This window comes from Roseovarius carneus (assembly GCF_020141465.1).
Classification (GTDB): Bacteria; Pseudomonadota; Alphaproteobacteria; order Rhodobacterales; family Rhodobacteraceae; genus Roseovarius; species Roseovarius carneus.
Genome location: NZ_JAHSPD010000001.1, coordinates 2308338 through 2322886, shown reverse-complemented (window position 1 = coordinate 2322886; position 14549 = coordinate 2308338). Strand labels below are relative to the sequence as shown.

The 14549-nt window shown below is 60.7% G+C and carries 11 protein-coding genes and 1 tRNA gene; 4 read left to right on the top strand and 8 right to left on the bottom strand.

Translation table 11 applies throughout. The features are described from left to right. Nucleotides 1-125: 125 nt before the first annotated feature. A complete protein-coding gene (locus KUD11_RS11615) occupies nt 126-1565 on the bottom strand; it encodes a hypothetical protein (protein ID WP_109384560.1) in 1440 nt (479 codons plus the stop codon). Between the two features lie 216 nt (nt 1566-1781). Here KUD11_RS11615 and KUD11_RS11610 point away from each other — a divergent pair, with 216 nt between their 5' ends. Beyond that, nucleotides 1782-2468 (top strand): WecB/TagA/CpsF family glycosyltransferase, encoded by a 687-nt coding sequence (locus KUD11_RS11610; RefSeq protein ID WP_224380216.1) that lies wholly within the window; start codon nt 1782-1784, stop codon nt 2466-2468. On the opposite strand, the gene KUD11_RS11605 is transcribed toward KUD11_RS11610, so the two are convergent. From KUD11_RS11605 to KUD11_RS11590, 4 genes are all read right to left on the bottom strand, one after another. Further along, nucleotides 2469-3404: a glycosyltransferase gene (locus KUD11_RS11605; RefSeq protein ID WP_109384562.1), complete on the bottom strand. Its 936-nt coding sequence runs from the start codon at nt 3402-3404 to the stop codon at nt 2469-2471. Then, nucleotides 3401-4519 carry a hypothetical protein gene (locus KUD11_RS11600; RefSeq protein ID WP_109384563.1) on the bottom strand — a complete coding sequence of 373 codons (1119 nt, stop codon included), beginning with the start codon at nt 4517-4519 and terminating at the stop codon, nt 3401-3403. Before KUD11_RS11600 ends, KUD11_RS11605 begins: the two co-directional genes overlap by 4 nt. 2 nt (nt 4520-4521) lie before the next feature. After that, complete coding sequence (locus KUD11_RS11595; protein WP_146190822.1) at nt 4522-6033, bottom strand: asparagine synthetase B family protein; 1512 nt, start codon at nt 6031-6033, stop codon at nt 4522-4524. 198 nt (nt 6034-6231) lie between these two features. After that, nucleotides 6232-7518 carry an ATP-binding protein gene (locus KUD11_RS11590; RefSeq protein ID WP_109384565.1) on the bottom strand — a complete coding sequence of 429 codons (1287 nt, stop codon included), beginning with the start codon at nt 7516-7518 and terminating at the stop codon, nt 6232-6234. A gap of 86 nt (nt 7519-7604) precedes the next feature. Here KUD11_RS11590 and KUD11_RS11585 point away from each other — a divergent pair, with 86 nt between their 5' ends. The 3 genes from KUD11_RS11585 to KUD11_RS11575 all read left to right on the top strand — a co-directional run bounded on the left by KUD11_RS11585 (nt 7605) and on the right by KUD11_RS11575 (nt 9043). Continuing rightward, nucleotides 7605-8531, top strand: a complete 927-nt coding sequence (locus KUD11_RS11585) for an MBL fold metallo-hydrolase (RefSeq protein WP_109384566.1) — start codon at nt 7605-7607, stop codon at nt 8529-8531. Nucleotides 8532-8580: 49 nt separating this feature from the next. Next, nucleotides 8581-8655, top strand: a tRNA-Asn gene (locus KUD11_RS11580). A 202-nt stretch (nt 8656-8857) separates the two neighbouring features. Beyond that, entirely contained in the window at nt 8858-9043 is a 186-nt protein-coding gene (locus tag KUD11_RS11575) for a hypothetical protein (RefSeq protein WP_146190823.1), read from the top strand. 399 nt (nt 9044-9442) lie between these two features. On the opposite strand, the gene KUD11_RS11570 is transcribed toward KUD11_RS11575, so the two are convergent. From KUD11_RS11570 to KUD11_RS11560, 3 genes are all read right to left on the bottom strand, one after another. Continuing rightward, nucleotides 9443-11404: a hydantoinase B/oxoprolinase family protein gene (locus tag KUD11_RS11570; protein ID WP_109384567.1), complete on the bottom strand. Its 1962-nt coding sequence runs from the start codon at nt 11402-11404 to the stop codon at nt 9443-9445. A gap of 3 nt (nt 11405-11407) precedes the next feature. Further along, nucleotides 11408-13435 (bottom strand): hydantoinase/oxoprolinase family protein, encoded by a 2028-nt coding sequence (locus KUD11_RS11565; protein WP_109384568.1) that lies wholly within the window; start codon nt 13433-13435, stop codon nt 11408-11410. A 100-nt stretch (nt 13436-13535) separates the two neighbouring features. Then, nucleotides 13536-14498 carry an AraC-like ligand-binding domain-containing protein gene (locus KUD11_RS11560; protein ID WP_109384569.1) on the bottom strand — a complete coding sequence of 321 codons (963 nt, stop codon included), beginning with the start codon at nt 14496-14498 and terminating at the stop codon, nt 13536-13538. Between the last annotated feature and the right edge of the window lie 51 nt (nt 14499-14549).

The following is a 14549-nucleotide window of genomic DNA, read 5'->3' as shown; positions in this document are numbered from 1 at the left end:
AAACCAATAGGAGAAACAGATTGGATACTAATCCGAAACAATTGCACATTTTTGCCACTTTTCAGTTATTTCTCGCCGAATCACTCACCGGTTGCTGGAAGCCCCGTTTCCCTCGCGCAGAAGGCTCATCTGATCCGCGCACCCATGACCGTGCGAGGCGGTCGCGGCTCTGACACTGGGGTATTAATCCGTTTCACATGCTGGGCCTCGCAGGCCCCCAGAACCGCCCCGGCCATCAGCCATGTGTAAGGCGTGAGGATCGCATTGAGCAGCATGTCGATCATCGTGATGGACAAGAGCAGCGCCACAGGCGCCAGATAGCGCGGCATCTGCCCGCCCGGCCAGCGGTTCATCCCCCACCACAGGATCAAGAGCGGCCCACCGATCATGCCCATCTGCGCGATATAGCCGACCCAACCGAAAGAGCCGAAGGTAATGATCCATTGTCCATCAGGGATCGTCAGAATTTCGCCCGACTCGACGTTTCGCACGAGGTTCCGCCCCCATTCACCCCAGCCGAACAGTTGCTTTTCATCCGCGCGCTCAAGAAGTTGCTCCTCGTTGTTGAAGCGGTATCCAAGGGATTGCGCGCGCGCAGGGCTATAGGCCTCTGCCCGCGCCAGAATATTGTCCAAGGGCACCCAGCCATTATTGCGCAGCATTGGGTAGATGAAGGCGACCGACGCGAAGATAAAGGCCAGCCAGACCTGGATACGGCTCGACGCAAACAAGAGCACAGGGGCCAGAATTAGCGCATAAAGCAGCGATGCAAGGCTTTTGCAGAGCACTAAAAGCACCATGAGATAGCACGCCGCGACAAAGAGTTTTACCTTGCTCTGCACAGGCGCTTCACGCGCCAAGGCGATAGCGGCCATCGCCGCACTCATCACCATGAAAGCAAGCCAGAGCGCATGCGGCAGGAAGACGATGGGCCGGAACCCGCCTTGGCGCATCATTTGCTCAAAATCATGCTGAAAGAAGCCGTAGACCCAGACGTTCATCTGTGGGCTCAGCCGGATCTCGATCAGCGAGGGGATGGAATAGATCAACGCGCCTATCATCAATGCGTAGAGCAATTCACGCAGGCCCGTCTCGGTGCTGAGATAGGCCCGCGCAAGAAAGAACGGCAGCAGGGTGATCACCTGCCCGATGATCACCGACAAAAGATCACGCAACCCCAGGCCGGGAAGTGACGCGGTGGAGAAGACAATCGGCGCAGTCTGCCCCAAAAGCGAGAAAACGATCGTGTCGCCATTGGTGAGCACCGTGGGCACCACCCCACCAATAAAGAGCAGCACAATCACCCGCATTGGCCATGTCATTGGCCAAAACCCCACCTTTTTCTTGAGCAGGAACACACAAAAGAGAAACGCGCAGATATTGGGGATGGATGTCTTGTTCATCGCCGGGATCAGCGGAAAATCAAAGGCCGCCGACTGTGGCAAGATCAGATAGCCGCCCAAAATAGACCAGATAATCGCGCGCTCGACCCCCAGACGCCGAAACAGGATCAGGCACACGATGGGCCAGATCATCAGCATCAAAAAGGCAAGCGCGTTGGGCATATCCTTGGGGCGGTCTCAGCTTGGGGTCGGGCCCTCGCGCCCGCTTTGGGGGCAAATAGCACAAGGGCGCATGATTTGTCCCGCCTACCCCTCGATTTTGCCTTTTCTTGGCCGCTTTGAAGGAGTTTGTAGGGGCACCATGTCGAGAGGCCTTTCATGATCCTGCACGTCCCGCCCCACAGCGTCCGTATCACGCACCCGACACAGGCGCGATTGATGGCAGATATCGGGGCCGCGTTGCGCGCACGGCGCGGCTTTGCCTTGGCCACCGTGAACCTTGACCATCTTGTAAAGATTGGGGAAGACCCGGCGTTTGCGGCGTCATATGCGGCGCAGGATATTGTCGTGGCCGATGGGCGGCCGATTGTCTGGCTTGCGCGGCTTGCGGGCGAGACGATTGAGCTCTTGCCCGGCTCGGATATGATCGTGCCTCTGTGCAGCTTTGCCCAAGAGGCAGGCGTGCCCATCGCGATAATCGGCTCCACGGAACTGGCCTTGCAGGACGCGCGCGCGCATCTTTGTGCCGCCCTGCCGGGGCTTGAGGTCGCATATGCCCACGCACCGCCCATGGGGTTTGACCCAGAGGGCGACACGGCGGCGGAGGTGCTGCGCGCGGTTGAGGCCTCAGGCGCGGGCCTATGCTTTCTGGCCCTCGGCGCGCCCAAGCAAGAGGCGCTGGCCGCACGCGGTCGCAGCCTCGCCCCGTCGGTCGGGTTTGCCTCCATCGGCGCGGGCCTTGATTTTCTGGGCGGCCATCAGCGGCGCGCACCCGCATGGGTCCGGGCGATTGCGCTCGAATGGCTGTGGCGCGCGCTCAGCAGCCCTGCCCGGCTCGTCCCGCGCTATGCCAAATGTTTTGCTATCCTGCCGGCACTGATCTGGCGCACATGGCGCGCGAAATGATCACTTATATTCGATAATCCGCACTTCACCCCCGCGCAGCCTGCGCCAGTAATAGCCCACCGCGCCCCGCGCCTCCGCGAATTTGCCCAAGACCGTGAAGAAACCCCAGGCCCAGCCGCCGCGCCGCGAAAGCCGCAAAACCTGCGCCGGATAGACCAGCCACAAGAGCCAGCCCCACGACACAGTGAAGCTCAGGGTAAGCAGCGCCAAAGGCAAAACTGCGCCCCAAAGAAGCGCCCTGCGTGTCTCCGCCACCCAATGCCGCTCGGGTGCCGCACCATGCAGCATAGCCCCTTCGGCAAAGGCATGGCCCGCCCGCATCGCGCGCTGCCACCACTGCTCAAAGCGGTGCATATCCGCATCGTGCAACGTCATATCCCGGTCTAGCCGCCAGATGCCCCAACCCTGCGCGCGTAGGCGCAAGCAGAGGTCCGGCTCCTCGCCAGCAATCAGCGCAGGATTATAGCCATCCAAAGCCCGCACAGCCGCTGCACGCATCACAGCATCCCCGCCACAGGCCTTGACCGCGCCGCTTGGGCCGTCCCATTCACGATCCGCCAAGGCGTTGTAAACACTGGCCTCGGGCGCAATTTCGCGCCGCCTGCCACAGACCACAACCACCTGCGGATGCGCCTCTAAACAAGCGATTGCGTCGGCCACAAAGCCCGGAACAGCCCTGCAATCCCCATCGAGGAAGAACACGAACTCAGTGTCCGCCAACGTCAGGCCTGCATTGCGCGCCCGCGCCGCCGTAAAGGGCTTGCCCATGTCCAGCGCCACGACCTGCGCCCCCGCAGCTTTCGCCGCCGAAACACTCCCATCGCTAGAGCCGCTATCGACATAAATGACCGACGCCACCTCGCCCTTGAGCGAGGCAAGAGACACCACCAATCGCGCGCCCTCATTGCGCCCGATCACAATGGCGGTAACGCTCATGGACCCGCCTCCGGTGCAATCACCGCCCGCATCTGGCTTACGAAGCGGCCCGCGCGGGCATAGTCCTGCAACCGCGCGAACGCGGCCTCCGCGATCCGTTTGCGGCGTGGCGCGTCGTCCAACAGGCCGCGCACCACATCGGCGAAATCGCTCAGATCCCAGCGCACCGGCACGTAAGTCTCATGCGCCAAGAAGATATCCGGGTCGGTCTCCACATGGCTCATATCCTGCTTGATCAGGACCGCCCCCGTCATCACCGCCTCATAATCACGCCAGCACACCTCACCATAGCCAAACGGGCTGAAACAGAGCTTCGATCCCCGCAGCTCGCGCAGAAAGAGATGATGTCGGATGCCAGTTCCGGTCACGCAATTGACCCCGTCCAAAGCGTCCACCGCCGCCGCGCATTGCGCCCGCATCTGCGCATACCATGGCGTGCCACCAACCGCGATGCGCGCATGCAGATCAATGGGCCGCGCGCCTTGGGGCCGCGCACCGCGCGCAAAAACCGGCAGCATGAAATCCGCCGTGGCAAAGGACGGACCCAGATGCAGCTTGTCCCAAAACGCCTCCGGCACCGGAAAATGTTGCTCCGTATGGGTCAGACCGAAGGCCCGCCCATAGTGATCCATAAGCGTCGTGTCGCCGAATGTCGGCTCGCCGTAGCGCGCCCGGTCGCGCAACACATGCTTGCTCACATACGCATCCACCAAAGGGCCGACCCGCGCGGCCAGCCGCAAATCCGTCGGCGCAAACCAATCGAGATAGATCAGCCGCGCCTTCGGATTGCGCGCGCGTATCCGCGCCACAAGCGTGACAAGCGCCTCATCCGAGATATCGAATTGTGTTTGAAAGCAAATGGTTGTGGCGTTCTTTGGATGTCCCTCAAGCCCGTATTCCTCGGCCACGACCTCGCGCACATCCATGTCCAGATCCCGCCGCAGCGCGCCTGCGTAATAATGAAACGGGAACAATTGGCTCTGTGGAATCCGGTGATCAACACTTAGCAGAAGCAGCTTGCGCGCAGCACTTTGATCAAAGGGACGTTGAAACGCGCCGCTGCGTTTGCGCTGGTAAAACGCTTGGCGCAGCTTGGAAGAGACACGATCCAACATCCTCAGATCGCATCCGTGATCAAATGGCGCGGCCGCGCAGCCTCAAGCTCTGACGCCAAATCCAGCAAAGCCCGTGCCTTGACCGTATCAAGCCCGCTCAGACACAGATCATGCAAGCGGTACGCCGTGTCCGGGCCACGTTTCAGCTCCGCAGGCTCGCCGATAAACGCCCGCACCTCCCCAAGCGCGCCCAGTTTCCGGCAAATCCGCATAACATCCAATGCACTGCGCAGCTTATGGCGCAGCCCACCGGATTGGGGCGCGGGCGCGGCAAACCCTTCGGCAAAAGGGATATCCGCATAACCCGGATAAGCGCGCGCGATGCAGTCATTGTGCAATTTCTGATCGCGCGTCACGGCATAAGGCAGCGACATGCAGAACCGTGCAAAAGGCTCATCCAGATAGGGACAAAAAACCATTTTCGTAGACTCTAAAATAGCTTGTGGTACGAAGTTAATCTCACGCCGCGTGCGGTGATACATCCAGAACACTTGATAAGGGTCCGGCGCATCCGCATAGGCGGCCACCGCCCGTCCAATATGCTCCAAGACCTCGCGATCCATCCCGGGTGAGTAAAGCGGCCCCGCCCCTTGCCCCCATCCGGGCTGCGAGATCACGCCGCCATGCCCCTCCACCAACCCGCGCGCGATGCCGACATAATCATCCTTCATCGCCAGCTGGTAGAACCGCTCCGCATCACCATCCGGGTTGGTCAGGATATCGCCTGCGATACCGTCAAACCCGGCGATATCGCGGCCCAGAAAGTAATCATGAAGCGGCATCATCTGCGCATGCTCATCCGCGCAAAGGCTCGTCATCACAACGTTCCGCAGCGCATCGGCCAGACGGGGCCGCGCATGGCCCAGCACATGATGCGGCACCCCGGCCCATTCGCACACCATACGCGCCGCCTGCGCCTCGGTATTCATCACCACACCATTATGATGAAACGTCACACACGCCTCGGGCCGCCGACCTTGATGCAGCATCTCCAGCAGGATATGGCGCGAATCCCGCCCCCCGCTCAGCGGCAGCGCCAAAGGCCCATCATAGCTGTGCAAAATCCGCGCCATCCCTGCGCGAAAATACTCCGTCATGCCCTCGACGACACCTTCGCGGCTGATCTGCCGCTCCACGGGGATATCCACCCCGCCCGTGATCTCCAACCGCCCCTCCGACCACACGAGGCGACCGCCGGGCGGCAGGGTCCGCACATGGGCAAGCGGCGTCTCATCATGGATAAAAATACCCATCCGGTGAAACACAGCCAGCGCCAGATCATCGCGCGCCGTATCCGCACCCTGCGCCACAAGCTCCAGAAGCGAGGGCGATATCATCACCCTGCCTGCTTTCTCATAGACATAAAGATTGAAAAACCCGAAGGGATCGACCTCAGCCCTGAGCGTCGCCCCATCCCAGTCCCAGCGCGCAAAAAGCCGCCCAACAGGTACATCGAATGACGGTCCCGATTGCCATGCAGAGACCCCGGACATCTCGGCGCGCCCGTCGTCCATGCGCACCTCCACAAATGGATAACCGCCCGCCTGCTGCACAATTTCGCCGATCTCAGTTACGCCCCCAATGCCATAAACCGCAGGCGCACCATATCAAGCAATCTTTATATGAGGTCCCCCGGCCCAAAACACCGCATAAGGGGCCTGCGCGCCACATTTGCGCTTCTTCTTAGCAAAAAATACTCAAAAAAACCGCTATCACCGCGCAATCACGATATCTGCGCACAGCCCTCCCAGACGCTCCGAGGGTCCAAGCCGCAAGTTCCCCCCATGCACCCGCGCAATATCCGTGGTGATCGCAAGCCCAAGGCCCACACCCGTGCCCTTATCCTGATTGCGCCCCGGCTCCAGCCGCGCAAAGGGCTTTACCGCCTCCTCGCGCAGCGCCTCGGGGATGCCCGGCCCATCATCCTCTACAGTGATCCGCAATGTGCGTGCCGTGATCTGCACCGAGACCTCCGCCCGGCTGCCATAGCGCACCGCGTTGTTGATCAGGTTCTCCACCGCCCGCCGGATGCCGCCGGGACGCAAGGGCAGCGCGCCTTCACCACGCACCTCATGCAAAGTCACGGGCAAGGCGCTGCGCACGCAATCCTCCACGATCCGCCTCACAAGGGCTACAGGGTCCACCACCTCCGGCTCATCCTCCGCCGCATCACGGGCAAAGGCCAAAAATTCGTCCAAAAGGCGCTGCATGTCATCTACATCGCGCAGCATCGGGGCCGCCTCTTCTTGATCCTCAAGCATGGTCAGGCTCAACTTCAACCGCGTAAGCGGCGTGCGCAGATCATGGCTCACACCCGACAGCATCAACGTGCGTTGCTCAATCTGCCGCTCAATCCGCGCGCGCATGTCCAAAAATGCATGCCCCGCCGCGCGCACCTCGATGGCACCGCGCGGGCGATAATCCTCCATCCGTCCGCGGCCAAACGCCTCCGCTGCCCGTGCCAGCCGCGTGATCGGCCTGAGCTGGTTGCGCAGATAAATATAGGCAACCACGGTCATAAGCGCCCCAAAGACCAGCATATTCACCAAAAGCTGATGCGGGTTGGAGGCGGACACCCGCCGCCGGTCAAACCTCAACTCCAGAGCCCCGTCCCGCCCCTCCACATAAAGCGCCACGACCTGATTATCGGGCAGATGCACCGCGCTGATTTCCGGCACCAGCCGTCGCAGCTCACGGATCACCACAATCCCTGTCAAATCATGCCAGCGCCGCAAATCCGCCTCCGGCACCTCATTGCTAGCCAAAACACGGCGCTCCATATCAAGCGCCCGCGCCAGAGCATCCCCATCCGCCGCCATCACAAGCGAAATCTCGCGCGCCGCGGTCACCGTCATCTGCCGCGTCACCCCTTCAAAAAGCCGCTGCACAGACACGACCGACACCACGATCAGCACCGTGATCACCGGCAAGAGCAGGATCAGCGTGGCGCGCCCCGTAAGGCTGCGCGGCAGGTAGCGTTTGAGCCAATGAAAAGTCATGCGAGCGAGCCTAATCCGAAAGCCATGCCGGGGAAATGCCTCAATGCACCTTTACACCGCGCGCCGCGCAGCCCTATCCAAGACCCATGAGCGATGATTTCAACCCCGCCCCCGGCACAGCCATCCCCCTCGCCCTCGACCTGCGGCGGATCGTGGCCCCCAATCCGTCGCCCATGACCTACCGTGGCACGAATACCTATCTCATCGGCCAAAGCAATATCGCCGTCATTGACCCCGGCCCGGACGATCCAAACCATCTGAGCGCTATCCTAAGCGCGCTGGAGCCCGGGCAGCGGATCACCCATATCCTCACCACCCATGCGCATCGCGACCACACGCCGCTCGCGGCTCCGCTTAGCGAACAGACAGGCGCGCCGGTCTATGCGTATGGCGGGCCAGAGGCCGGGCGCAGCGCAGTGATGGCAGATCTCGCAGCCACCGGCCTCATGCGCGGCGGCGAAGGTGTGGATGAAGGCTTTACCCCTGATATCACCCTGAAAGATAACGAGATCATTACTGGCACAGATTGGCAGATCCGCGCCCTCTGGACCCCCGGCCATTTCGGCAATCATCTCTGCTTTGAGATGGGCGGGGCCATCTTCTGCGGCGATCTGGTAATGGGCTGGGCCAGCTCCCTCGTCTCGCCCCCCGACGGGGACCTCACGGATTTCATGGCCTCATGCCGCAGGCTGCAAGAGTGCGGCGCAAAGGTCCTGTACCCCGGCCACGGCGCGCCCATCACGGACCCCGCCGCGCGGCTCAAGTGGTTGATTGCGCACCGCGAGACCCGCGAAGCCCAGATCTTGGCGCAGATCGCCCACGGCCCGGCCACAGCCAGCCAGATCGCACAGGCCATCTACACCGACACAAACCCTGCCCTCCTGCCCGCCGCCGTCCGCAACGTCCTCGCGCATCTCATTGACCTGATGGGCAAAAAACACGCTGCACCCCAAGGCGCACTGCATGCGGACACCCCATTCAGGGCCCTACAAGATCGCCATCAAAATAACTGACAAACCCTCTGGACGCCGCCCAGACCCATTGCTATACGAACCGCGGTATTCCGGCGTAGCTCAGCGGTAGAGCAGTTGACTGTTAATCAATTGGTCGTAGGTTCGATCCCTACCGCCGGAGCCAAAATCTCTAAAAGAGATCAAAGAGTTACAAATCTGCCCTTCTGGGTGGATTTTGTTTTGTGCAACATTTCTGCAACATTGATATTGGCGGCACGGTGTTAACGCTTTGGTAACCTCGCTTGGTTAGCGATTAGGAAGCTGGCTGAGCGAATCTGTTTGAAATCAGTGCTTTGCTCACACCATAATCAGGAGCAAGCGCACCGATGCTGCACTATGCATCAGGAACACCAGCAAATGACGACTTTCAGGTGGTTGAGAACCAACTGGCCCGTCAGCGGTTGTTCTCGGTGCATCCAAATCATTTTCAGCCGTTGTCTCGGTGGGTAGATGATTTGCGGCACGGTGTGTTCTCTTTCGAGGATCAACTGGCGCGCACTCCAAGCCTGTGAGTGGCAAGCTCGCGCATGCCGACGCTCGTATGCGTCTGGAACTATCCGAGCGCGGTTTTGATCCTCAGAAATGGGTGCCCTACGAGGATGCACTGCACAGGCTCAGTAATCGTCTCGGTCCCCGCTACCCAAAGCGCATCATGCTCGACTCCGGCGCGCTCACGGATTGGGGCAAAGGTAAGGGATGGCAGTTTTAGCCCGTCTGTCACGGCAAATAACGCCCCAGAGAGCGAACTGGCGCCGCGCAGAGCAAAGCTTGCGTTTGTAGGATGGAGGGCGCGATGCGTGCTGCCAGACATTCTCTTAGCGTATGCTGGTCTGTCTCAAGCTATTCGATGCCGCAATAGACACCGGGCCCGAGGGATACCCCCCCGGACCCAGATGCGACCCAGCTACGTTTCAGGTCCAGTGCGCGACCGAGCGGCGCTCATAGCTTTCGCGGAACTGGCCTGTGGAGATCGGCATCAGCTCGCCCGTGCCCCAATCAAGGATCACCGCATATTTGCGCACGGCGTCCATCTCGTTGATTTTGCCGTCCTTATACATCTGCGCGACCTCTTCGGGGTCGGTGCGCGCCCAGGTGACACGGTTTGCGCGGATATGGGCGCGGGCCTTGTCGGTGGCGGCCACGTCAATCTCGTAATCGAGCATATCGGCATCGTTCACCTTGATCACCACGCCGTAATCCAGCTCGGCCCGGCCAACCGACACATACTCGTCGATCACGTCTTCAAGCACATGCACGGGGTCACGCTCCATCGGATCGCCATAGCCGCCCCCGCCCGCCGTGGGGCGGGTGAAGCGATCCCCGCTCTTGATGCGGTAGTTGGAGAAGACGGAGCCGAGCCATTTTTCCTCGCCCGTCTCGCCATCGGCGATCATCAGGCCATGCGGCATCGACGGCAATCCGCCCTCCACCCCCCAGACCACGGCCCGCTCCCGGTCGCAGATATAGGAGATCACGGTGTTTTCGGCCTCCAGCAAAGTCGAGGCCTTGATCACGCCCGCACCACCACGCCATTTGCCGGGGCCGGGGCTGTCTTGCATGATCTGGAACTCGTCCGCGCGGGTCGGGTTCACGCGTTCATTGCCCTCGGAAGGTTGCGACATGAGGCCAGTGCCAAAACACGCGGTCGTCACGTCGCTGCCATCCTTGCCGTTGCGCCCGCCCCAGCCGCCGGGAAGCCATTCGTAGAACATGTAAATGGGCTTCTCGGGCTTGCGCAGGTCATTGCCGCCCGCCAACAGGTATTCGAGGTTAAAGGCACAGGCGATGGCGCGTTCCGGCATGATCTGGGACCACATCTCGAAGATCGCGTTCATGATCTTCTCGAACGGCATCAGGAACCCGGTCACGGCCACGGGCCACTCGGCGCTGACCACGCTGCCCTTGGGCGCCTTCACATCCACCATCCGGTAAAAGCCGCTGTTCATCGGCAGGTCGGGGAAGAAGGTCTTCATCCCCGCCACCACCGCCGAAAAGGTCGCGCCATGGGCGGAGTTGTAGATCGACGAGATCGTCGGGTGGCTGCCCTCGAAATCATAGGTGATCTGATCGCCCTTGATGGTCATCTTGATATGGATGGGGATCATCCCCTCGCCCGCGCCGGGATCACGGTCAATGTAATCCACCGCCTCCCATGTGCCATCAGGCAGCGCCGCAATCCGCTGCCGGACGGAGCGTTCAACGTAATCCTGCACCGCGCTCATACCCTGCATCACCTGATCGCGGCCATATTTGGCGACAAGGCGCTGCAACTCGCGCTCGGAGACCTGCGTCGCCTGCGCTTGGGAGTGGATATCGCCAATGATCGAGGCGGGATCGCGGGTGTTGGCCGCGATCATATTGGCCACGTCCGAGCAGAATTTGCCCTTATGGAAGAGGCGGATGGGCGTGATCCGCACCGCCTCGCCAAACATCTCATGGGCGCTCACGTTGAACGATCCGGGAACAGAGCCACCAAGGTCGGACCAATGCCCGTTGGATTGCGAGAAACCGATCAGGGTTTCTTCGTCAAAGATGGGCCGAATGAGCCGCACATCGCTGAAATGCGTGCCGCCCGCATATGGATCGTTAATTGCATAGACATCACCGGGATACATATCGCCTTCAAAGACGCGGATCACGTCCTTGCAGGTGTAATGCAGCGTGCCGACATGCACCGCGATATCGGCGTTGCCCTGCGCCACGCAATTGCCATCCGCATCATGCAGACCATTGGAGAAATCACGGTTGTAGATCACAAACGAATAGCAGGTTCGCAGCATCTGCTCGGCCATCTGATCGACCGATGTGATGAAGGAATTTTTCAGAACCTCGAAGGTGACCGGGTCCAGCTCTTGGGTGTGTGCAGTGTTCATGGCTCAGCCCTCCACGCGCATAAGAATGTTCATATACTGATCGACCGTCACATGGGTGCTCGGCGGCACGACCACGGTGCTGTCCACCTGTTCGACAATCGCGGGTCCGTCGAATTCGGCCCCCGCCTTGAAGGCCGCGCGGTCATAGACCGGCGTGTCATGGGCCGCGCCCTTGAACCACACCTTGCGGGTGGTCAAAGGCGTAGGCGTGTTCTTGACCACCTCAAAGCTGGGCAATTCGGCCTTGGGCACCACGCCCGTGGCCTTGATCCCCACACGGAAGATGCTGACGGGCGCATCCTCGCGGCGGAAATTGTATTCGCGCTCATGCTGATCATGAAAGCCGTTGATCAGATCGCTGGTCGAGGTGATTTTTCCGGGTGCAGGCACCGCAAGCGAACGCCACTGACCTTGATACATCATCTCAACCGTGCGCTGCAAAACCGTGTCCTTGGGGGCGACACCTTCATGCCGCAAACGCTCTGCCGCTTCGGCCTCGATAGAGGCAAACGCCGCCTCCAGATCTTCCGGCTTGGTGGTGGCCGCATCGGCCATGAAGCTGTCGGAGAAGTCATGCTGAATATCCACCAGCAAGCAGCCCATGGCCGAGGTGACGCCGGGATTGGGCGGCACGATGACCACGGGGATCGACAATTCGCGGGCCACAGCCGCGCCGTGCAAGGCCCCTGCCCCACCAAAGGCCACCAGCGCGAAATCGCGCGGATCATGGCCGCGGCTGATCGACAAGAGCCGCACCGCATTGGCCATGTTGGCGTTGGCCACGTCGATGATCGCCTCTGCTGCGGCGTGCAGCTCCATCCCGAAAGGCCCTGCCACGGTGTCTTGCACCGCCTTTTCGGCCAGCGCGGGGTCGAGCGTGATATCGCCGCCTGCAAGGCTGGTGCCGAGACGGCCCAGAACCACATTGGCGTCCGAGTTGGTGGCCACCTCATTGCCGTTGGAATAACACGCAGGGCCGGGCATCGCGCCCGCGGATTGCGGTCCGTTGCGCAAGGACCCACCTTCATCGCGCCACGCGAGCGATCCACCGCCCGCGCCGATGGTCAGAACCTCGATCGACGGGAAGCGGATAGGATAGCCGTATTCAATATACCAATCCTTCGTCACCGTACTTTCGCCCTGATAGGCCAGCGAGACATCCGTGCTGGTCCCGCCCATGTCAAACCCGATGGAATTCTCATGGCCGCAGAGATTGCCGATAAACCGGCTCGCAATCGCCCCCGCCGCAATGCCCGAGCCAGCCAGACGCGCGGCAAAATCCTTGACGCTTGCGGGCGTCATCACGCCGCCGCCGGTGTGCAGGAGCAAAAGGTCGCGCGTATAGCCCCCGTCCGAGAGCTTATCGCTCAGCCGCGAGACGTAATCGACCACCACGGGCGACACGCAGGCATTGACCATCGTGGTCGAGAACCGCTCATGCTCGAAAATCTCGGGCATGATCTGGCTTGAGATCGAGATATGCACATCCGGCATCACCTCGCGCAGGATTTCCTTCATCCGCCGCTCATGCGCGCCGTTGACATAAGAGTTGATGAAACAAACGGCGATGGCCTTCACATCACGTTTCTTGAGGATCGCGGCCACCCGGCGGGCATCTGCCTCGTCCAGCTCGGCGATCACCTTGCCTGCAGCGTCGATCCGTTCCTTGACGCACAAACGGTCCCGGCGCGGGATATAGGGCTTGGCCACGTCCTTATAGGTGTCCCAAAGGTCTTCCTTGTTGGAGCGGCGTATCTCCACCACATCGCGGAACCCTTCGGTGCAGACCATCGCCGTGCGTGGCAATTGCCGCATGATAAGCGCGTTCGTAGCCACCGTGGTGCCATGCGAGAACATGGTGACATCCGCAAGATCCACCTTTGCATCCGCCACACCGGTCATGATGGCGCGCATCGGATCATCGGGGGTGGAGGGGGTCTTTTCAATGCGGATCTGCCCGCTTGCCTCATCCATGATGACCACGTCGGTGAACGTGCCCCCCACATCGACTGCAACCCGTGTTTTTGTCATTTTGCGTTCCTGTCTTTTTATGTCTGCGCACCCCGTGAGGGGTCATGCCCCTTTATTCGGGGCCATGCTTCATTTGGTATCTTTGTGTGGCGGGCCGCTCTCAGCCCTCGCGCGCCGCCTCCAGGCGGATCTGTCTGCGTGTGTCGGTGGGGGTGCAGCCAAAGCGCTTGCGGTAATGTTTGCAAAACTGCGCTTGGTCGTAGAACCCCCATTTATAGGCGATATTGGCCACGGTAGAGGTCTCGCCCACCATCCGAAGCGCCTCGTCACAGCGCGTGAGCCGCTTGTCGCGGATATAACCTACGATGGAGTTGTCCGTCTCCGCAAAGAGACGCTGAAGATAGCGCAGCGAGATGCCACAGCTTTCGGCGACCAGTTGCGAACTGAGGTTGGGATTGGCAAGGTTATCGCGGATATATTGCTCGGCACGTTGAAGATGAGCTGCACGGATGGTCGAGGAATTGCTGTCCAGAATACGGTCATCGCTGCGCATCGATAGGCACAGAAGGTCCAGCAGATGTTGCCCCGCCATATCGCGCCCGGCATCGGCGATCATATCAATACACTCGATCGTGTTGCGCACAGCCCCCACGAAATAAGACCCGACACCGCCCGTGGCATCAAAGGTCAGTGAGCCCAGCCGATCCGTCGCCCCAAGGCGCGAGCGGACGCTGGCGGTGGGCACTTTGAGCACCCATAGCCGATTGCGCTTGGCGTGCCAGAACTCATAAGGCATGTCGCCTCGCTCCACCAAAAACGCACCGGGGCCGCATTTGGTATCGCGCGCGGCCTGCTTGAAATGCACATCTCCCTTGTGCGGGATAGTGATCAGGAGGCTTGCGTCTTGTTCCTTGGCAAAATGTTCGCGGCGGCGATGGTAAAGGACCCCGTCACATTCCATCTCTGACAGGCCCATGACGCCCAACGACCAAGATTTCAGCTCGCCCTGAAACTCCGCCGCATTATGGCATTCGGCCTCAAGCGAGAAATAGGTCTCAGACAGTTTACGAGCCCAGACATCGCTCTTGTCGGGCGCGGTGAACTCAGCTGTCGAAAAATACATGATCTCCCCCTCGCAAAGCGCTCCATCCCAGTGCCGCTATTGTGGCAAGTA

Bases quoted from the DNA above. Each gene is read 5' to 3' on its own strand.
- KUD11_RS11615 (WP_109384560.1), bottom strand. From the start codon at position 1,565: ATGCCCAACGCGCTTGCCTTTTTGATGCTGATGATCTGGCCCATCGTG.
- KUD11_RS11610 (WP_224380216.1), top strand. From the start codon at position 1,782: ATGGCAGATATCGGGGCCGCGTTGCGCGCACGGCGCGGCTTTGCCTTG.
- KUD11_RS11605 (WP_109384562.1), bottom strand. From the start codon at position 3,404: ATGAGCGTTACCGCCATTGTGATCGGGCGCAATGAGGGCGCGCGATTG.
- KUD11_RS11600 (WP_109384563.1), bottom strand. From the start codon at position 4,519: ATGTTGGATCGTGTCTCTTCCAAGCTGCGCCAAGCGTTTTACCAGCGC.
- KUD11_RS11595 (WP_146190822.1), bottom strand. From the start codon at position 6,033: ATGGACGACGGGCGCGCCGAGATGTCCGGGGTCTCTGCATGGCAATCG.
- KUD11_RS11590 (WP_109384565.1), bottom strand. From the start codon at position 7,518: ATGACTTTTCATTGGCTCAAACGCTACCTGCCGCGCAGCCTTACGGGG.
- KUD11_RS11585 (WP_109384566.1), top strand. From the start codon at position 7,605: ATGAGCGATGATTTCAACCCCGCCCCCGGCACAGCCATCCCCCTCGCC.
- KUD11_RS11575 (WP_146190823.1), top strand. From the start codon at position 8,858: ATGCTGCACTATGCATCAGGAACACCAGCAAATGACGACTTTCAGGTG.
- KUD11_RS11570 (WP_109384567.1), bottom strand. From the start codon at position 11,404: ATGAACACTGCACACACCCAAGAGCTGGACCCGGTCACCTTCGAGGTT.
- KUD11_RS11565 (WP_109384568.1), bottom strand. From the start codon at position 13,435: ATGACAAAAACACGGGTTGCAGTCGATGTGGGGGGCACGTTCACCGAC.
- KUD11_RS11560 (WP_109384569.1), bottom strand. From the start codon at position 14,498: ATGTATTTTTCGACAGCTGAGTTCACCGCGCCCGACAAGAGCGATGTC.